Origin of the sequence: Flagellimonas rhodophyticola, assembly GCF_049332665.1 — a bacterium.
Lineage (GTDB): Bacteria > Bacteroidota > Bacteroidia > Flavobacteriales > Flavobacteriaceae > Flagellimonas.
Window position 1 is genome coordinate 252900 of sequence record NZ_CP186326.1, and the last position, 18455, is coordinate 271354.

Annotated in this window: 19 protein-coding genes; 17 read left to right on the forward strand and 2 right to left on the reverse strand. The window is 39.7% G+C overall.

Going from position 1 to position 18455, the window contains the following annotated elements; genetic code table 11:
- The first annotated feature begins 38 nt into the window (after positions 1 to 38).
- From ACOKFG_RS01100 to pth, 3 genes are all read left to right on the forward strand, one after another.
- Positions 39 to 980: a ribose-phosphate pyrophosphokinase gene (locus tag ACOKFG_RS01100; protein ID WP_298792080.1), complete on the forward strand. Its 942-nt coding sequence runs from the start codon at positions 39 to 41 to the stop codon at positions 978 to 980.
- 18 nt (positions 981 to 998) lie between these two features.
- Positions 999 to 1655 carry a 50S ribosomal protein L25/general stress protein Ctc gene (locus ACOKFG_RS01105; RefSeq protein WP_422861707.1) on the forward strand — a complete coding sequence of 219 codons (657 nt, stop codon included), beginning with the start codon at positions 999 to 1001 and terminating at the stop codon, positions 1653 to 1655.
- A gap of 91 nt (positions 1656 to 1746) precedes the next feature.
- A complete protein-coding gene (gene pth / locus ACOKFG_RS01110; RefSeq protein ID WP_422861708.1) occupies positions 1747 to 2376 on the forward strand; it encodes an aminoacyl-tRNA hydrolase in 630 nt (209 codons plus the stop codon).
- A gap of 2 nt (positions 2377 to 2378) precedes the next feature.
- On the opposite strand, the gene ACOKFG_RS01115 is transcribed toward pth, so the two are convergent.
- Positions 2379 to 3062, reverse strand: coding sequence for a hypothetical protein (locus ACOKFG_RS01115; protein ID WP_298792086.1), 684 nt, complete (start codon positions 3060 to 3062; stop codon positions 2379 to 2381).
- Positions 3059 to 6853: a reprolysin-like metallopeptidase gene (locus ACOKFG_RS01120; protein ID WP_422861709.1), complete on the reverse strand. Its 3795-nt coding sequence runs from the start codon at positions 6851 to 6853 to the stop codon at positions 3059 to 3061. The genes ACOKFG_RS01115 and ACOKFG_RS01120 overlap by 4 nt, the downstream gene beginning before the upstream one ends.
- Positions 6854 to 6907: 54 nt before the next feature.
- Here ACOKFG_RS01120 and ACOKFG_RS01125 point away from each other — a divergent pair, with 54 nt between their 5' ends.
- The 14 genes from ACOKFG_RS01125 (at position 6908) to ACOKFG_RS01190 (ending at position 18441) form a co-directional block, all read left to right on the forward strand.
- Positions 6908 to 7837 (forward strand): bifunctional riboflavin kinase/FAD synthetase, encoded by a 930-nt coding sequence (locus tag ACOKFG_RS01125; protein ID WP_298792089.1) that lies wholly within the window; start codon positions 6908 to 6910, stop codon positions 7835 to 7837.
- Between the two features lies 1 nt (position 7838).
- Positions 7839 to 9155 carry an HTTM domain-containing protein gene (locus ACOKFG_RS01130; RefSeq protein ID WP_298792091.1) on the forward strand — a complete coding sequence of 439 codons (1317 nt, stop codon included), beginning with the start codon at positions 7839 to 7841 and terminating at the stop codon, positions 9153 to 9155.
- Between the two features lie 51 nt (positions 9156 to 9206).
- The gene (serS, locus tag ACOKFG_RS01135; protein ID WP_298792093.1) at positions 9207 to 10478 is read left to right on the forward strand and encodes a serine--tRNA ligase; all 1272 of its coding nucleotides are present in this window, start codon (positions 9207 to 9209) and stop codon (positions 10476 to 10478) included.
- An 80-nt stretch (positions 10479 to 10558) separates the two neighbouring features.
- Positions 10559 to 12346 carry a tetratricopeptide repeat protein gene (locus ACOKFG_RS01140; protein ID WP_298792095.1) on the forward strand — a complete coding sequence of 596 codons (1788 nt, stop codon included), beginning with the start codon at positions 10559 to 10561 and terminating at the stop codon, positions 12344 to 12346.
- A gap of 35 nt (positions 12347 to 12381) precedes the next feature.
- Positions 12382 to 12699, forward strand: a complete 318-nt coding sequence (locus ACOKFG_RS01145; RefSeq protein WP_298792097.1) for a DUF4286 family protein — start codon at positions 12382 to 12384, stop codon at positions 12697 to 12699.
- A gap of 3 nt (positions 12700 to 12702) precedes the next feature.
- Positions 12703 to 13011, forward strand: coding sequence for a gamma-glutamylcyclotransferase family protein (locus tag ACOKFG_RS01150; RefSeq protein WP_298792099.1), 309 nt, complete (start codon positions 12703 to 12705; stop codon positions 13009 to 13011).
- A gap of 17 nt (positions 13012 to 13028) precedes the next feature.
- Positions 13029 to 13901 (forward strand): 16S rRNA (adenine(1518)-N(6)/adenine(1519)-N(6))-dimethyltransferase RsmA, encoded by an 873-nt coding sequence (rsmA, locus tag ACOKFG_RS01155; protein ID WP_298792101.1) that lies wholly within the window; start codon positions 13029 to 13031, stop codon positions 13899 to 13901.
- Positions 13888 to 15240, forward strand: coding sequence for a magnesium transporter (gene mgtE, locus ACOKFG_RS01160; RefSeq protein ID WP_422861710.1), 1353 nt, complete (start codon positions 13888 to 13890; stop codon positions 15238 to 15240). Before rsmA ends, mgtE begins: the two co-directional genes overlap by 14 nt.
- Before the next feature lie 12 nt (positions 15241 to 15252).
- Positions 15253 to 15618, forward strand: a complete 366-nt coding sequence (locus ACOKFG_RS01165; protein WP_299170508.1) for a cupin domain-containing protein — start codon at positions 15253 to 15255, stop codon at positions 15616 to 15618.
- Positions 15619 to 15637: 19 nt separating this feature from the next.
- Positions 15638 to 16570 carry a 2-hydroxyacid dehydrogenase gene (locus tag ACOKFG_RS01170; protein WP_422861711.1) on the forward strand — a complete coding sequence of 311 codons (933 nt, stop codon included), beginning with the start codon at positions 15638 to 15640 and terminating at the stop codon, positions 16568 to 16570.
- 9 nt (positions 16571 to 16579) lie between these two features.
- Positions 16580 to 16996, forward strand: coding sequence for a response regulator transcription factor (locus ACOKFG_RS01175; RefSeq protein WP_422861712.1), 417 nt, complete (start codon positions 16580 to 16582; stop codon positions 16994 to 16996).
- Positions 16997 to 17073: 77 nt separating this feature from the next.
- Positions 17074 to 17580, forward strand: a complete 507-nt coding sequence (locus tag ACOKFG_RS01180) for a DUF4199 domain-containing protein (protein ID WP_299487490.1) — start codon at positions 17074 to 17076, stop codon at positions 17578 to 17580.
- Positions 17581 to 17586: 6 nt separating this feature from the next.
- Entirely contained in the window at positions 17587 to 18051 is a 465-nt protein-coding gene (locus ACOKFG_RS01185; protein ID WP_422861713.1) for a DUF1801 domain-containing protein, read from the forward strand.
- Positions 18052 to 18054: 3 nt separating this feature from the next.
- Positions 18055 to 18441 (forward strand): VOC family protein, encoded by a 387-nt coding sequence (locus ACOKFG_RS01190; RefSeq protein ID WP_299487485.1) that lies wholly within the window; start codon positions 18055 to 18057, stop codon positions 18439 to 18441.
- Positions 18442 to 18455: the final 14 nt, after the last annotated feature.

Genomic DNA, 18455 nt, shown 5'->3' on the forward strand with positions numbered 1-18455 from the left:
GAAAAGTACTTTAATAAGCTAGTTAACAAGAGTTTGTAATGTCGTACCGAGTTCCAGAACCTAAAATTTTCGCCTGTACCCAAAGTACGGTGCTTGGTGAAAAAATTGCAGCTTCTTATGGCGCTGAGTTAGGGAAGGTGATATTTTCGAGATATAGTGATGGTGAATTTCAACCTTCATTTGAAGAATCAATTAGAGGTACGCGTATTTTTATCATTGGTTCAACAAACCCTAGTTCAGAAAACTTAATGGAAATGTTGTTGATGTTGGACGCCGCCAAGAGAGCTTCCGCAAGACACATTACCGCTGTAATGCCCTATTTTGGATGGGCCAGACAAGACAGAAAAGATAAACCGCGAGTTCCTATTGCTGCCAAATTGGTTGCTAAAATGCTGGAAACTGCTGGTGCAACTCGAATTATAACCATGGATCTGCATGCAGACCAGATTCAAGGATTTTTTGAGAAACCCGTTGATCACCTTTTTGCCTCAACCTTATTTTTACCCTATTTAAAAGACCTTAACCTGGATAACCTTTGTATCGCTTCTCCGGATATGGGAGGGTCGAAAAGAGCCTATGCATATTCCAAAGCTTTGGAAAGTGATGTAGTTATTTGCTATAAGCAAAGAGCCAAGGCCAACGTAATTTCCCATATGGAATTAATTGGTGAAGTAAAAGGTAAAAATGTGGTTCTTGTAGACGATATGGTAGATACCGCAGGTACACTTACCAAGGCTGCCGATCTTATGATTGAACGTGGAGCCACAAGTGTCCGTGCAATTACCACGCACGGGTTGTTATCTGGAAACGCCTATGAAAGAATAGAAAAATCTCAATTAACCGAACTTATCGTTACCGATTCAATTCCGATTTCAGATAATCGAAAAAAGATAAAAGTATTGGGTTGTGCCGATCTATTTGCAGATGTTATGCATAGGGTTCATCACAATACTTCTATCTCATCAAAATTTTTAATGTAAATCAATTTTATATATATAATGAAGTCAATTACTATCAAAGGATCCCAAAGAGAAAGCGTGGGCAAGGTATCTACCAAGGCCTTACGTAATGCTGGAAAGGTCCCTTGCGTGCTTTACGGAGGGGATAAACCATTGCACTTTTCAGCTGATGAACTATCATTCAGACATTTGGTGTACACTCCTAACGCACACACTGTTGTGATTGAGTTGGAAGATGGCCAAAAGTTGAAAGCTGTATTACAGGACATTCAATTTCATCCTGTTACCGATAAAATTCTTCACATAGATTTTTATCAATTGTTCAACGACAAGCCTGTAACCATGAATATTCCTATTCGTTTGGAAGGAAATTCTCCAGGTGTAAGAAACGGTGGTCGTTTGCTTTTTAGAAAAAGAAAACTTGCGATCAAGGCTTTACCAGATTTATTGCCTGATTTTATCACTATCGATATTTCAAAATTGAGAATCGGTGGAACTATTCCGGTGGAAACACTTTTGAATGATGATTATACCATTCTTCACCCAGACAGCACAGCTGTTGTGCAGGTTAAGGCCTCTAGAACATCTGTTGATGACGTGGAGGAAGAAGAAGAAACTGAAGAAGGAGCAGAAGGAACTGAAGCAACAGCAGAAGGTGCTGATGCAGCAGCTCCGGCCGCTGAAGCGACGGAATAGTTTCGTGCTATAAATTAAACAAGCATCCCAACTTTATGATTACATGAAGTTTGGGATGCTTTTGTATTTTTGAACAAATGGAAACTTTCCCATGTTTCAATTCATCAAAGCACTTTTTGGCAAACCACAACGGGTATTGCATGAAACGGACAATATGAAAAAATTCCTGATTATCGGACTTGGTAATATCGGGACCGAATACCTCGAAACAAGGCATAATATCGGATTTAAAATTTTAGATTCCCTTTCGGAAAGGGAGGATTTTTCATTTAAAAATGAGAAACTGGGGGCAATTGCCTCATTCAAGCACAAAGGTAGAAGTGTCCTTTGTCTTAAACCATCCACCTATATGAACCTCAGTGGGAAAGCGGTCAAATATTGGATGGAAAAAGAGAAAATCCCTTTGGAAAACATATTAGTAGTCACTGATGATATCAATCTTCCATTTGGGACACTGCGTCTGAAGACCAAAGGCAGCGATGGGGGTCATAATGGACTAAAGGACGTCCAGAACACATTGCAAACAGTAAAATATAATCGATTTAGGTTTGGTGTCGGAGCCGAATTTTCTAAGGGTAGGCAAGTGGATTACGTGCTAGGCCAATGGAATGATGAAGAAAACAAAGCTCTTCCAGAACGTCTACAAAAATCTGTTGACCTCATTCACTCCTTTATCTTTTCAGGTGTAAAAAACACCATGAATCAATTCAACGGCACATGATGCTAGAATGTCTTAAACTCGAAAATTCCTGAGTCTGAATTATTCCCCTCTGCATCCGTTGTAATTACCTTCCAATAATATATTGTTCCTGATTCCACACTTACATTCAATTCCATAGTATTGGAAGCTGTGGTTCCCAAGGATGTTGTTGGAGGATTTGTAGTTGCAAAGAAAACTTCAAACCCTGAAATATCATTTTCCACATCAGCTCCTTGCCAAACCAATGTAACTTCATTATCTATGTTTCTTTGCACTGTTGAGCCGGAAACCGGACCTATCAATTGTGCAGGAAAAGGGGCGTAGGTTGTCTGCGAACCTGCATTGTAAAACAACCAGGTTTCACTAGTCGCGACCTGATCTGATCTTGTGCTCAAAGAAGTTACCGACCACGAGTATGGCGCTCCCTTAACAATGGATAAGCTAGCAGAAGTTGCTGCCGTTGAAATGGTTTGCGGAATATTGGTCTCTAGATTTACAACACTTAATGTATAGCTATCAGTATTGGATGAAGTCTGCCACTGAAAGGTAACTTGACTCAAGGTTTCATTCACACTAATACCTGTAGTACATTCAGAGTTTTGATCTGGAAAAACCAAATTGGTTCCTCCTGGAGCTGGTGGCGGGTCATCGCTGCCACAAGACCATAGTACGATAAGTAATCCCAAACTTTGAAAAATCCGCTTCATTCTTTAATCAATTTAAACTCCTCATTTATTTCAGATCCCTGTATTCGCATATAGTAAATTCCAGTCTGCAATGCCGAAAAATCCATTTCAAGTTCATTTCCTTCCACCCTCCTTGCAGTTTTCATGACCAATTGCCCATTGGCAGCGAATACATGTATATCTAAATCTCCAACAAAACCATTAAGAAACACCCTAGTATCGGCACCTACCGGATTTCGATAAAGAATAGGTTTGGAAGAAATAAAGAAAGCGTCTTCATAAGCACCTTGACACGGTAAATTGGTAAACACTTTAAGTGTGTTTAGCCCTTCTTTTAATTCCAACTGAATTTCTGCTGAAGTAGTTTGCGTAACCAAACCGTTCAATTCAATATTGTATAACGAACCTCCATCCATGACCAAACTCAACATATTCTCATCTATACTGACAAGTGTAGAAAGCAATGCCGGTTCTTCTATAACAACATTAAAACAAACTTCCTGATAGGTTATGGTGCCGTTAGTACCCGTAATACATAACGAATAGTTACCTGCATTTACATTTTGAAAGATATGTTCGTCTGTAAAGTCTGAGTTCAAATTTGTGCTTCCATTACTCAGAACCGCAGTATAGGTAATGGAGGTGTCCGCAGCAGTTATGCCAACAGAACCATCATTGTTTGTTCTGCATGACTCACTTTGAATTTCTACGGTAAAATTATCTGCCACAAATCTATTCACTGGACATCCACTAGTATCTACCTCTACTCCTTTTGGGGTTCCCAAACAAAGGTCATCACCATCATCAAAAACGCCATCTTCATCGTCATCTGGTCTGAAAGCTCCTTCTGCACAAACTTCCAATGAAAAAGCGACCAGTGAACCACCGTCATTTGCCGCTGTGTCCCTTACTTCCAAAGTCCATTCTCCCAAAGTAGTTTCTCCGCTCAACGAGGATAAAAAACCCAAAGGTGCAACAGTTCCCGAAATAGCCGGGTTACCAGAGCATACTAACGGGGTTCCAGCATCGTCAAAAATGGCATTTATATTATTTGCATCACCGCAGGCATTGGAAACCAAGGTAACACGCGTTCCTGATGGCGAAATAAGGTCAATTATTAAATCTTCCAGAAAAGTGTGGGTCAGTTCGATGCTTACATTAACATCAGAAACTGGTAAATCTTCAAATATCTGTACCGTAGAAACCACCGTTGGTGTTCCAAGGGCTGAGATCTCCAAGGGCAAATTTCCTGGCGACAAATTTTTACAATCAACCTGATTTGTTGTAAAGCTAAATGGCGTTCCAAATGTACCTGTTCCACAGGCATTACTGGGTCTTACTCTCCAAAAGTATTCGGTCTCTTCATTTAAACTGGTCGTCTGATAAAATCCAAAAGGAACACTGGCAGATTCCACAACACTTGCAAAGCCAACATCAGTAGCTATCTCAACATCATAATTGGAGTACAGTTCATTTTCTTCCCATTCCAACAACGGAAGTATGGAAGTGTTTGCTTCAGTATCCGCGGGTGATGAAAGAACTATATCAGCAAAATTGCCATCGTTGATAACCAATGTTAAAGGAACATTTGTAGTGTTGGAAGCAGAAGTTGCCGTAACGATAATATCATATGTTCCGGGCGTTGCTGCATTGGTATTTGAAATGGTCAAATTTACAGCAGTATCATCTGCACTTGCTTGAGTCGGAGAGAAAGAATCCGTAACTCCCGGAGGCAAACCTGAAACTGAAAATGTGGAGGTTTCCCCAAATCCACCAAATGTCTCATAAACAAATGGTATTACACTATTGCTGGGTTGACACACCTGATGTGTTAGATCTTGAAAGTTTAGCACTACTTCCGATTCTTGTATGGTAAAGTTTGAGGAATTCACCGCAAAGAAAACATTATCACTGGCCTTGATCATGATACGAGCTGTTGTACTAGCATTCCCTGGAATAAGTACATTCTCGCTTCCATCATTGAAGGTGTCATCGGCCAGGGTTATGGGAAATGTATTTCCTCCGTCAAGAGATAATAGAATGTCCACATTTTTGGTGTCAATTGGCAAAACATTGGTGTTAGCGACGTCCCAAGTAATTTCCTGGGATGATCCACCGGCATAAACTTCATTTGTGGTTTGCGATGTCACAGAAAAAGGACCTGCAGATTTAATCACTTGAACATCAAGAATATCAGAAACTACCTGTCCTCCACCGTCACCATTGTCTCGAACCGTTAGGGCAAACTTCATGTTTCGCTCTATATTCGAAACTGTTTCCCATTCATCATTGGTCTGCGGAGCAGTCTGTGTCAAATTTCCCTGAACAACACTTGAAAGTCTAGGAAAATATCGTGTTGGGTCAGTAGTAGGAGGCAAAGATCTAAAATTCGCTCCGCTGGGATTATCCGGACCAAAATTATTTGTCGTGACCACTCCATCATCTATTTGTTCCCATACATAGGTAAGTATGTCACCAACATCACTGTCTGTAGCCGAGCCTTCGAGCATAAAAGCTGTTCCCAGTGGAATAACATAGTCTCCCATTGGTGTTACCATCGGAGGGGAGTTGGTCAAGACTGTTGTTTGAGCGCAAGAAACGGTCTGTAAATAATCTGAAATCTGTACAATACTATTATAGTGAAAATAACTATCCCCATTGGGAGCAACATTGTTTCCTGGCACAATCCCTGCATAACCCATAATTGTAGTTCCGCTAGCTGGTTCTGCTTGTACACCGGACCCTTCAGATTCGAAAGACCACGTATGGTTTGCGCCAAATTGGTGACCTAGCTCATGCGAAACAAAATCAAAATCAAATATATCACCCTCCGGAATAGAGGCGGAAGAAAACGCGCTTCCTTTTCTATTATCCACGCAAACTGCTCCTATAAACCCGGCATTACCATTATTCTGTGCAGCTGTTTCAACTTTGTTGAAAAGGTGCCCAACATCATAATTAGCCTCTCCGATTGTAGAAGTTAGGGTACTCTGAACTTGACCGTTCAGATTGCCGTTGTAGGGGTCGGTGGCTGCATTCGTAAAAATTACCTGATCATTGTTTGCCACCAATTCCATGGTCACGCCCAAATCAGTCTCAAAAACCCCATTAACTCTCGTCAATGTAGCATTTATTGCCGCCAGTGCATCTACCACGGTACCCCCGTGAAATTGAGCATACTCCCCGGTAGTTGAAACCGCAATCCGATATCTGCGAAGTAATTGGTCGCCAACCAATGGAACTATGGTTTTCCCCGCACTTTGGTTAAGTTTCTTTTCTAGATTTTGTTGAAATTTCTCGGTGCCACACTCAAATCCAATTTTACTTTGAGTTCCTTTACCATATACAACATAAGCTCCTTTTTTGTTCAAAACGGGCTCCATAAATGTAGTTTCACGAGTCTTCGAATCGACAATCATGCTTTGCAAGCCCTTGTGCGAGCTGCTCATTTTTACCCGATATTTTCCGTCCACGCTTTTACCTGAAAAGGATTTTATGCTTGGATATTTCTTTGCGAGTTCGGGATGAAGTACGGAAGTTTCATGCAGTTCAAAGGCAATTACTTTACCCTTACCAACAGGAAGATAAACCACTTGTGTATTCCCTTTACTAAAGTTGGAAGCTTTAAGCTCCTTGGCAAAAAATTCATCGTTCAGGGAAAAAATTGCTCCACCCTTATCCATATTCTTTATTGAAGCACTCTTAAAACTAGATTTTTTGGGAATCGACTGCCAATATCCCTGTTGTGCATATGTACAAAAGCAGACAAAAAATATGGTTATTGAGGAAACAAAATGTAATTTAGCTTTCATACGAATGGGGCATATGTCAAATTCAAAAATAGCCTTTTTTATTTTCTTGATTACGTGGTAACAGTTCAAGGCATTTCACAGTTTTCCGATATTTCGTTTAAAACGGCCATAACCATTGGCACTTTTGATGGTGTTCACCTTGGTCATACCAAGATATTGGAACGCCTCATAAATAATGCCAAAAATGAAGGATTAAAGTCTACGGTCCTCACATTTTTTCCGCACCCTAGAATGGTATTACAGAAGGACACAGATATTAAACTATTAAATACTCTGGATGAAAAAGTTCAGATTTTGGATGCAATGGGACTGGATTATTTGATTATCCATCCATTCACCAAAGACTTTTCTCGACTATCCGCTACCGAATTTGTTCGCGATATCTTGGTTAATACTTTAAATACAAAGAAGATTATTATCGGTTATGACCATAGATTTGGCCGCAACCGAAACGCCAATATCCAAGACCTGAATACCTTTGGAAACGCCCTTGGTTTTGATGTGGAGGAGATTCCAGCTCAGGAAATCGACGAGGTATCGGTAAGTTCCACAAAGATTAGAAATGCCCTATTGGAAGGTGACATTGCCACTGCAAACGAATATCTTACGTATCCCTATATACTAACGGGCACCATTAAAAAAGGTAAAGGCCTTGGTAAGCAATTTGGTTTTCCTACGGCCAATCTTCATATTGCTGAGGATTATAAACTCATTCCAAAAAATGGTGTGTACGTAGTCAAGGGTATTATAAATGGCAATGAACACCATGGTATGATGAATATCGGATTCAACCCAACCGTATCCGGTACCGAAAAAAGCATAGAAGTCAACTTTTTTGAGTTTGAAGGGGACTTATACGATAAAAAAATACAGGTTAACATTTTGCATCGCATTCGTGATGAGCACAAATTTGATTCCGTAGAAGAACTGCAAGAACAACTAAAACAGGATAAAAAACAGTCGCTCTTGTTAATTTCAAAATAAAATGCTGAACCAATTTCTTTTTAAGAAAATTGACAATGCACAACTTATAGTCTTTAGGGTATTTTATGGACTTTTGGTGAGTGCGGAATGTTATGGGGCCATTGCCACAGGTTGGGTAAGAAAGACTCTTATAGAGCCTAAATTTACCTTCTCTTTTATTGGCTTTGAGTGGTTGCAACCTTTGCCAGGCAGCGGAATGTATATCTATTTTGCCATTATGGGCACCTTAGGTCTTCTAATTACAATAGGTTATAAATATCGCTATAGTGCATTTGCATTTGCCATTATGTGGACGGCGGTTTATTTAATGCAAAAAACTTCATACAACAACCATTATTACTTGTTGATGCTCCTTGCTTATATCATGGCATTTTTTCCCGCCGAACGCAATTATTCCTTGGATGCCAAAAGAATGCCTTCCCTTCAATCACATACTATGCCCAATTGGGTCAGATGGACTATCATTTTACAGCTTTTTATAGTGTACACCTATGCATCCGTGGCTAAACTTTATGAAGATTGGCTTGATTTCAGTATCATCGAAATCTTGATGAAATCCAAAAGTGATTATTATCTGATTGGTGAATTCCTTCAGCATAAATGGGTTCATAAAATAGTGGGAGTATTTGGAATTCTTTTCGACTTACTCATTGTGCCTGCTTTGCTCTGGAAGCCCACAAGAAAGTTAGCCTTTGCCTTTTCCATCTTCTTTCATTTGTTTAACAGTATTGTTTTTCAGATAGGAATTTTCCCTTATTTATCTCTTGCCTTTATTGTGTTTTTCTTTCCTCCCCAAACCATACGAAATGTCTTTCTGCGGCCCAAAGAGATACAGATAGAAAATACACGGGAATATCCGGATAATAAAAAATGGATTGTTTCTGCACTTAGTATTTACTTTATTGTACAACTTCTTTTGCCATTGAGACACCATACTTTTAAAGACGACGTGCTTTGGACAGAAGAAGGACATCGCCTAAGCTGGCGAATGATGTTGAGGAGTCGTTCAGGAAATATTCGCTTCAAAGTGGTAAACAAACAGACCAATAAGGGGAAATATGTTGATTTGGATGAGTACCTCACAAAAAAACAGCGTCGGAAAGTAGCAACGTACCCAGATTTTATTTGGCAGTTCGCCCAACATTTAAAAAAGGAATACGCCAAAAACGGCGAAGACATTCAAGTTTTTGTTTACGGTCAAGTGCGAGTAAACAATCGTAAATATCAAGAACTTATTGACCCAAAAGTAGATTTGGCCAGTGTTCCATGGAAACATTTCTCCCACAACGAGTGGATAAGACCTTCCCAAAAAGAATAATAGTTGGGCAACTATTAAGATTGGCTTAAATTTGCGGCTCAAAACAAGGCCATGCTTCAATTACAGACAATTAGGAAAAACAAGGAAAGTATCATTACAGCGCTTAAAAAGCGAAACATTGATGCCGAACCTATTTTGTCCGCTATTCTCGATTTAGACGAGAAAAGACGTTCCATCCAAACGGAGTTGGATAGTACTTTGGCCGAGTCCAACAAACTTTCTAAGGAAATAGGCATGCTTTTTAAATCGGGAAAAGCTCAGGAAGCCAATGCCCTAAAAGCTCAAACAGCTGGACTTAAAGAAGCTACAAAACAACTGGGTGATGAATTGAATGCAGCGGCTGAAGCATTGCAAGAACAACTATACCAATTACCCAACATTCCACATGAATCGGTGCCAGCCGGCAGCACAGATGAAGACAATGAAGAAATTTTCAATGAAGGGGAAATTCCATCACTTTCCGAAGGAGCCTTGCCCCATTGGGAACTGGCAAAGAAATACGATATTATCGATTTTGAGCTTGGCGTAAAAGTCACCGGTGCTGGTTTTCCAATTTATAAAGGCAAAGGAGCCAGACTTCAACGAGCCTTAGTCTCCTATTTTCTAGATAAAAATACCGAAGCCGGGTATACTGAAGTGCAACCTCCACACATGGTGAATGAAGCTTCAGGCTATGGCACGGGGCAGTTACCCGATAAAGAAGGTCAAATGTACCATGTACAGGCCGATGATCTATACCTGATTCCAACAGCTGAAGTACCAATAACCAATTTGCATAGAGGAGATATTGTTGCTCAAACAGATTTTCCTATCAAATATACCGGATACACACCTTGCTTTAGAAGAGAGGCAGGAAGCTATGGTGCCCACGTGCGTGGTTTAAATCGCTTGCATCAATTTGATAAAGTCGAGATTGTACGTGTGGAGCTCCCAAGCAAGTCTTACAAAGCTTTGAACGAAATGGTAGAGCATGTTAAAAACATCCTTCGAGAATTGAAATTACCCTACCGGATTCTTCGTCTTTGTGGAGGTGATTTAGGTTTTACTTCTGCGCTGACGTATGATTTTGAAGTGTTTTCTACAGCTCAGGACAGATGGCTGGAAATCAGCTCAGTGTCCAACTTTGAGACTTTTCAAGCCAACAGATTAAAGCTCCGTTTTAAGGATGATAACGGGAAAAGCCAATTGGCCCATACATTAAATGGAAGTGCACTCGCGCTGCCTAGAGTGTTGGCCGGAATATTGGAAAACTATCAGACACCTGATGGAGTAAAAATACCGGAGGTTTTGGTGCCCTATTGTGGATTTGACATTATCAAATAGGTCCTGTTAGCTTCATTTATTTGGATTCACTTAACAGAATTCGGTACATTTCTACGTTATATTTGATATAAAATATCGTATTGCGGTACATCCTACTTTTAATATCGTACTTCTCCCTTCTAACTTTTTCCTATTCGCAGGAAGATTTTCTGGCAAAGCAGTATTTTAATGATGGTGACTACGACAAAGCCGTGGTTTTCTATGAAAAACTGGTAAGGAAAAATCCAAGACGAACGGACTATTCAGAAGGTTTGGTGGCCTGTTATCAGCAATTGGAACGCTATTCCGATGCCGAGAGTTTCCTGTTGAAAAAGATTGAAGACACCTATGCGTTCCCAACATTTTTTATAGAACTTGGGTATAACTACACACTTCAAAATCAGGCTGAAAAGTCCATAACATATTACAATAAAGCACTTCAAAAAATTGATGAAAATCCCAATTTTGGATATAGTGTTGGCTACCGATTTCAAAAATATGCCTTGTTAGACCAGGCTATTCAAGCCTATACCCGAGCAATGGCACTCAAACCCGATTTGAATTATGATTTTCAACTAGCCAGGATTTATGGAGAGCAAGGTGATATTGAAAAAATGTATCAATCGTATCTGAATCTCATTGCAGAAGGCAGAACATCCCGTTCCAATATTCTTCGAAACATTGATGATTTTATTTCTGAAGACCCTTCCAACACAAACAATGTATTGCTTCGAAAAGTGTTGCTGAAAAATGCCCAGAAAAATCCAGATATTCTATGGAATGAATTGTTGAGTTGGTTGTTCATCCAACAAAAACAATACAACAGCGCTTTTAGTCAAGAAAAGGCCATATACAAACGTTCTGAAGGAAGCTCAATGGACAGACTCAATAGTCTCGGGCAAATTGCATTGGAAGACAAAGACTATCAATCTGCGACTTCCATTTTCGAATATATTGTGGAGAACAGCAATAGTCCAGTGGCCAAATTAAATGCCGAACTTCACTTGATCGATATAGAACTTGTTGATGCGAACAGCAAAAGATTAGATGCCGTAGAAAAGAAGTTTGACAAAATGATAATGGAATATGGCTACGAAAGTCGAACCTTACAACTGCAAATAGCCTATGCCAATTTCTTAACCTTTAAAAAAGAGAATGCCACCCCCGCAATTGCCATGCTCAAAGAGAGCTTAAGACTTCCTTTAAGTCGGATGGGAGTGGCCTATGTAAAATTAGCTTTAGGAGATATTTTGGTTTTCGACCAAAAATTCAATCAGGCGCTGATTTATTTCACCCAGGTTCAGAAAAGTCTAAAAAATGATGTTCTTGGGCAGGATGCACGCTTTAAAGTAGCCCAAACAAGCTTTTATAAAGGGGATTTTGACTGGGCATTGACCCAATTAAAAGTACTTCGGGGTTCCACTTCTCAATTGATTGCCAATGATGCCATGCAATTAAGTCTTTTGATTTCAGACAATTCATTGGAAGATTCGACCCAAACCGCCTTAAAAAAATATGCTCGGGCAGATTTATTGGCCTATCAGAACAAAAATAAAGCAGCTATTGAAGCTTTAGAAGATATTTTACAAAACCATAAAGGGGAGAAAATAGAAGACGAAGCCTTGTTGCGGCAAGCACAACTATTGGAAGGACAAAAATCTTTCACTGACGCAGAGTTCAACTACCAAAAAATAGTGGAGTTTTATGCAGATGGAATCCTTGCAGACGATGCTCATTTTGCTTTGGGTGAATTATACAGGACCCGATTGAATGAGCCGGAAAAGGCAAAGAACCATTTCGAAAAGATCATTTATAATTATCAGGACAGTTATTATTTTCCAAAAGCCCGAAAGCATTTTCGAAGACTCAGGGGCGATGTGGTCAACTAATTCTTCGTTTCTTTGAATCGTTAAATGAATTAGGAATGCTGATATACAATGTTACCATCAACATAGATGAAAGCGCACATGATGAGTGGTTGTCATGGATGAAGGACAAGCATGTTCCCGATATGCTGGCCACGGGAAAATTTTCACATGCAAAAATGACCAAAGTACTGGTCGAAGAAGAGATGGGGGGAGTTACCTATTCCATTCAATATACCACAAAAGATCGCGCCACCTTGGAGTCTTATTACAAGGAAGATGCCGAGCGCCTTCGCGGAGATGGCATGAAGCGATTCGCAAATAAATTTGTGGCGTTCCGAACAGAACTCGAGGTCATTAGCCAACAGATTCCTTAGGTCTTGGAATATCTTTTTACATATGGCACACTCAAAAACGAACAGGTGCAGCATTACATTTTCCATAGAACTCTGGAAGGTCAATCCGATTCACTTCCAGGCTTTAAACGTTTAGAGAACGTAGTGTACGACCGCTATCCACTTGTAATAAATACCGATAATCCAAACGACACTGTAGAAGGTGTTGCGTACAAAGTCTCCCTGGATGAGTTGATGCAGGCCGATGTCTATGAAACCAAGGCTTACAAACGAATAAAAATGTCTTTGAAATCAGGCATTTCAGCTTGGGTCTATGTTGAAAATTCGAATTAACTTGCAAAAAAAGTCCCGTGTCCAAAAAAAACAAAAAGAAGTTTATCCATCACAAGACACAAAAAGCCAAAAACGGGAATTTTGATGGCGCTGTAAAGGCAAAAAAGCATTTAGGGCAGCACTTTCTCAAAGATGAATCCATCGCTCAAAAAATCGCAGATACCCTAACCCTTGATGGCTATTCCAATGTAATTGAAGTTGGTCCTGGAATGGGAGTACTCACTAAATATCTTTTGCAAAGAGATTTGGATTTGGTCGCCATGGACCTTGATGAAGAATCCATTGTCTACCTGAACCATAGTTTTCGATTAGAACATCCAGCCATTCTGGAACGTAATAATCGATTCAACGTTATTGAAGCTGATTTTTTAAAGTTCAATATGTATCAACTCTATGGAGATGAACAATTTGCCATTACCGGCAACTTTCCTTACAATATATCGACCCAGATAGTTTTCAAAATGCTGGAGATGCGGCGACAGATTCCAGAATTTTCTGGTATGTTCCAAAAAGAAGTTGCTCAACGCATCTGTGAAAAACCAGGAAGCAAGGCCTATGGAATCCTTTCTGTACTTGTACAAGCGTTCTATGAGGCCAAGTACTTGTTTACGGTTCCCCCTCAAGTTTTTGACCCTCCACCCAAAGTAGATTCTGGTGTTCTGTGCTTAACAAGAAAACATGATCTGACATTGCCATGTGATGAACATTTGTTCTTCAAAGTGGTTAAACTGGCCTTTAATCAGCGACGCAAGACCATTCGCAATAGCCTTAAAACGTTTAACCTTTCCCAAAATCTAAAAGAAGATACTATCTTTGATCGGCGCCCAGAACAGCTCAGCGTAGCTGATTTTATTGCCCTAACACAGAAGATAGCCAATGACCCCGTTTAAACTAACAGACGAGCTTATTGTTGACATCAAGCAGATGATCACCGATAAAAAGAACGGTGACCTACGCGCTATGATGAAGGAGTTCCACTATGCAGATATTGCCGAAATAGCTGACGAACTGAAGGTGGAAGAGGCCACTTATCTGATTAAATTGCTGGATAGCGAAAAGACTTCAGACATTCTTGCAGAGATGGATGAAGATATTCGGGAGGCAGTTCTGAACAATCTTTCGGTAAAAGAAATTGCTGAGGAGCTCGAAGAATTGGATACCGATGATGCCGCAGATATTATAAGCGAGCTTCCAAAAGAAATCATCCAAGAGGTCATTTCTGAGATTGAAGATAAAGAACATGCGAAAGACATTGTAGATCTTTTACGATATGATGAAGATTCCGCTGGTGGACTTATGGCAAAGGAGTTGGTTAAGGTGAATGAAAACTGGAATGTACTCACCTGTGTGAAAGAAATGCGGGCACAGGCAGAAAATGTTACCCGGGTGCACTCCATTTATGTTGTTGACGGTGAGGAAAAACTAAAAGGTAGACTGTCTTTGAAGGATCTTTTGACTACCTCTACCAAAACACACATCAAGGATGTATATATCTCCAAGGTAGATTCCGTAGATGTCAATGAAAAGGCGGAGGAAGTTGCCAAAATCATGTCCAAATATGATTTGGAGGCTATTCCCGTGGTAGATGAGATTGGCAGGCTTGTGGGTAGAATTACCATTGACGATATTGTTGATGTTATAAAAGAAGAAGCTGATAAGGATTACCAATTGGCCGCAGGTATCTCGCAAGATGTTGAGGCAGATGATAGTATATGGGAACTGACCCGCGCACGACTGCCATGGCTAATTTTAGGCCTTTTGGGTGGTTTGGGAGCTGCCGTTATTATGGGAAGCTTTGAGGAAATCATTCGAGATTATCAAGAAATCCTATATTTTACCCCATTGATTGCGGCTATGGCCGGAAATGTTGGTGTACAGTCTAGCGCAATCATTGTGCAAGGACTCGCCAACGATGACCTAAAAGGAAGTATAAGTAATCGGTTGATCAAAGAGATGCTTTTGGCACTATTGAATGGTCTTATTTTAGCTGCGCTTCTCTTGATTTTTACATGGATATGGAAAGGTGATTTTTTAACAGCTTTGGCCATATCCATCTCATTGGTAGTGGTAATTATAGTGGCCGGAATTATCGGCACTTTTATTCCTTTATTCTTGGATAGAAGAGGCATTGATCCTGCTATCGCTACAGGGCCATTTATCACAACAAGCAATGATATTTTTGGAATCCTGATCTACTTCTGGATTTCCAAATTGGTTCTGGGTATTTAATTTTTCGTGTATATGAATTCAATCAATCTAAAAGAAAAACATCAGCTTTTTTCCAAACAATGGCATCCACACCAAATTGCAACCGTAGATGATATGCAAGTTATCTTGGCAAAAATCAAAGGAGAATTTGTTTGGCATTCCCATGATAATGAAGATGAACTTTTTCAGGTTTTAAAAGGAACCCTATATATGAAATTTCGTGATAGGACAGAAGTAGTAAAGACCGGTGAAATCATCGTGGTCCCCAAAGGAGTAGAGCATTGCCCTTCTACAAAGGATGGAGAAGAGGTGCACCTTTTACTTTTTGAAAAACAAAGTACTGCCCATACTGGGGATGTAAAACATGAAATGACCCAAACTGAATATCCAAAAATTTAAGGAATTGTATATTTAGCCGATGAAAGTTCTCCACCTCGACACCAACCACCCACTGCTTCTTGACCAACTTGCCCAATTAGGGTTTGATAATGATGAAGATTATACCTCCTCAAAAGAAGTAATTGAAAAGAAAATCCATTTATACGATGGGTTGATTATCCGCAGTAGATTTACCTTGGACCAACATTTTTTAGACAAGGCGACCAATTTAAAATTTATTGGTCGTGTCGGAGCTGGACTTGAAAATATTGACACCACTTACGCAAAACAAAAAGATATCTTCTTGGCTTCTGCCCCAGAAGGCAATAGAAATGCCGTTGGCGAACACACGCTTGGTATGTTGTTATCGCTCATGAACAAAATGGGTAAGGCTAACCGCGAAGTAAAAAAAGGCAAATGGGACCGCGAGGGTAACCGGGGAGCAGAATTGGATGGCAAAACAGTAGGTATTATCGGTTATGGTAATATGGGGAAAGCCTTTGCGAAAAAACTAATAGGTTTTGATGTTGAGGTCATTTGCTATGATATTATTGGTGGTGTTGGAGATGATAATGCCCGCCAAGTGGGAATTATGGAGTTTCAACAAAAATCAGATGTTGTCAGTTTGCACGTCCCTCAGACAGAATCTACATTGGGAATGATCAATGCAGAATTTATTCAAGCATTCCATAAACCTTTCTGGTTATTGAATACTGCTCGTGGAAAGTGTGTTGTCACTAAAGACCTTGTCAATGCTTTAAAAGCTGAAAAAATTCTGGGAGCAGGATTGGACGTGTTGGAGTATGAGAAAAAATCCTTCGAAACTATGTTCACACAAAAACCCAAGGCCTTTAAATATCTCCGTAAGGCCAAAAATGTACTTTTGACTCCCCATGTTGCTGGTTGGACTGTGGAGAGCAAAGAAAAATTGGCACAGACAATCGTAGACAAAATCCAAGCTAGATTTTGCTAATTTTAGTGGGTGAAGAAGACCATTTTTGTTTTTTCTGCGCTCATTGTAGCACTGTTGGCGCTTTTCCAGCTAAGTAGATATGCATATTTCTCAGGAGATATTGCCATTGAATTGGTTATCGCTGTTATAGCGGTCATCTTCTTTATCATTGGAATCTACATAAATAAAAAATCGGGAGGGCACTACTCTACCAAGTCAGCGACAATTGATTCTGAGAAGATAAACAAACTGGGCATCAGCAATAGAGAATATGAAGTGCTGCTGCATATCTCCGTAGGGATGTCAAACAAAGAGATTGCTGACAAACTTTTTATTTCAGAAAGCACTATAAAAACCCATGTATCCAACCTATTGGTAAAATTGGATGCTAAACGAAGAACTCAGGCCATTCAAAAGGCAAAAGATCTTCAAATTCTCCCCCATTAACTGAATTTGGTACTTTAGTATGACCGTCAAACTGGACCGGTGCGTTACTTTTATTGCAACCAAGTAAATCTATCAATATGAAAAAAACCATACTTCGATTCGGGCTCTATGGAGCAATAACTATTTGGACCTTATTCTTGATCAGTCTATACCTCCTCGACAACTTATCATTTGCTACTCAAGAAGTTTTAGGATATGCTGCTATGATTATTTCCTTGGGCTTTGTCTATTTTGGAATCAAGCATTTCAGGGATAAAGAGAATGAAGGTAAGGTCAGTTTTAAAAATGCCTTGAAAATCGGAATATTGATCAGTCTTATTACTGCTTTTGCCTTTGGTGTTCTGGATACTATTTATTCGCAAATATTAAATCCTGAATTTATGACAGAATATTATGATACAGTTGTTGAAGGTTTAAGAAATACCCTTCCCCCAGATGAGTTTGAAAAAAGATTGACAGAAATAAATGCTGAAAAAGAAATGTTTTCAAACCCACTTATTGCATTTGCCTTTATGTCCATGATGGTGCTGGTAATAGGATTTATTATTTCATTAATTTCAGCATTAATCTTACAACGCAAATAATTGATTATGACAATTGACGCCAAAACACCAGATGAATACATAAGCAAACTCCCGGAAGACCGAAAAGCTGCGGTTGCCAAATTGCGACAAACTATAAAATCAAATCTGCCAGCAGGATTCGAAGAATGTATCAGTTATAAAATGATTGGTTATGTGGTACCCCATTCGCTATACCCAGATGGGTACCATTGTGACACAAAATTGCCCTTACCGTTCATCAATGTTGCTTCCCAAAAGCACTTTGTGGCCCTATACCATTCTGGAATTTATGCAGATAAAAAGTTATTGGATTGGTTTGCTGGTGAATATCCAAAATATGTAAAAACCAAATTGGATATGGGCAAGAGTTGTGTCCGTTTTAAGAAAGTAGATACTATTCCATATGATCTTATCGCAGAGCTGTGTCAAAAGATGACACCAGAGGCTTGGATTGCACTTTATGAAAAGAATGTAAAAAATCGTAAAAAATAAAATATGAAAAACAGGGTAACAGGATTGGGAGGCTTCTTCTTCAAAACAAAAGATCCAGATGCCATTAAAACATGGTACAAGGAGCGACTGGGAATACCGACGGATCAATACGGATGGAGCTTTTGGTGGAAAGATCCGGATGGCAACGATTGTATGACACAATGGAGTCCATTTAAAGATGACACCACCTATTTCCAACCCAGTGAAAAACAGTTCATGATGAACTTTCGCGTAGAAAATTTGAAAGAGCTCTTGGCAGCTTTAAAGGAAGAAGGTGTAACCATTGTGGGTAAAGTCGAGGAGTATGACTATGGCAAATTCGGTTGGATTTTGGACCCCGAGGGCAACAAAATTGAACTTTGGGAACCTGTTGATAAAGCTTTTCTTTAGGTATTGAATTATTT

What these genes read in the sequence shown, in the direction of transcription:
- mgtE (WP_422861710.1), top strand. Translation starts at nt 13,888, where the DNA reads ATGACCCCGTTTAAACTAACAGACGAGCTTATTGTTGACATCAAGCAG.
- ACOKFG_RS01185 (WP_422861713.1), top strand. Translation starts at nt 17,587, where the DNA reads ATGACAATTGACGCCAAAACACCAGATGAATACATAAGCAAACTCCCG.
- ACOKFG_RS01100 (WP_298792080.1), top strand. Translation starts at nt 39, where the DNA reads ATGTCGTACCGAGTTCCAGAACCTAAAATTTTCGCCTGTACCCAAAGT.
- ACOKFG_RS01165 (WP_299170508.1), top strand. Translation starts at nt 15,253, where the DNA reads ATGAATTCAATCAATCTAAAAGAAAAACATCAGCTTTTTTCCAAACAA.
- ACOKFG_RS01170 (WP_422861711.1), top strand. Translation starts at nt 15,638, where the DNA reads ATGAAAGTTCTCCACCTCGACACCAACCACCCACTGCTTCTTGACCAA.
- ACOKFG_RS01130 (WP_298792091.1), top strand. Translation starts at nt 7,839, where the DNA reads ATGCTGAACCAATTTCTTTTTAAGAAAATTGACAATGCACAACTTATA.
- ACOKFG_RS01145 (WP_298792097.1), top strand. Translation starts at nt 12,382, where the DNA reads ATGCTGATATACAATGTTACCATCAACATAGATGAAAGCGCACATGAT.
- ACOKFG_RS01105 (WP_422861707.1), top strand. Translation starts at nt 999, where the DNA reads ATGAAGTCAATTACTATCAAAGGATCCCAAAGAGAAAGCGTGGGCAAG.
- ACOKFG_RS01115 (WP_298792086.1), bottom strand. Translation starts at nt 3,062, where the DNA reads ATGAAGCGGATTTTTCAAAGTTTGGGATTACTTATCGTACTATGGTCT.
- ACOKFG_RS01190 (WP_299487485.1), top strand. Translation starts at nt 18,055, where the DNA reads ATGAAAAACAGGGTAACAGGATTGGGAGGCTTCTTCTTCAAAACAAAA.
- serS (WP_298792093.1), top strand. Translation starts at nt 9,207, where the DNA reads ATGCTTCAATTACAGACAATTAGGAAAAACAAGGAAAGTATCATTACA.
- ACOKFG_RS01180 (WP_299487490.1), top strand. Translation starts at nt 17,074, where the DNA reads ATGAAAAAAACCATACTTCGATTCGGGCTCTATGGAGCAATAACTATT.
- ACOKFG_RS01120 (WP_422861709.1), bottom strand. Translation starts at nt 6,853, where the DNA reads ATGAAAGCTAAATTACATTTTGTTTCCTCAATAACCATATTTTTTGTC.
- pth (WP_422861708.1), top strand. Translation starts at nt 1,747, where the DNA reads ATGTTTCAATTCATCAAAGCACTTTTTGGCAAACCACAACGGGTATTG.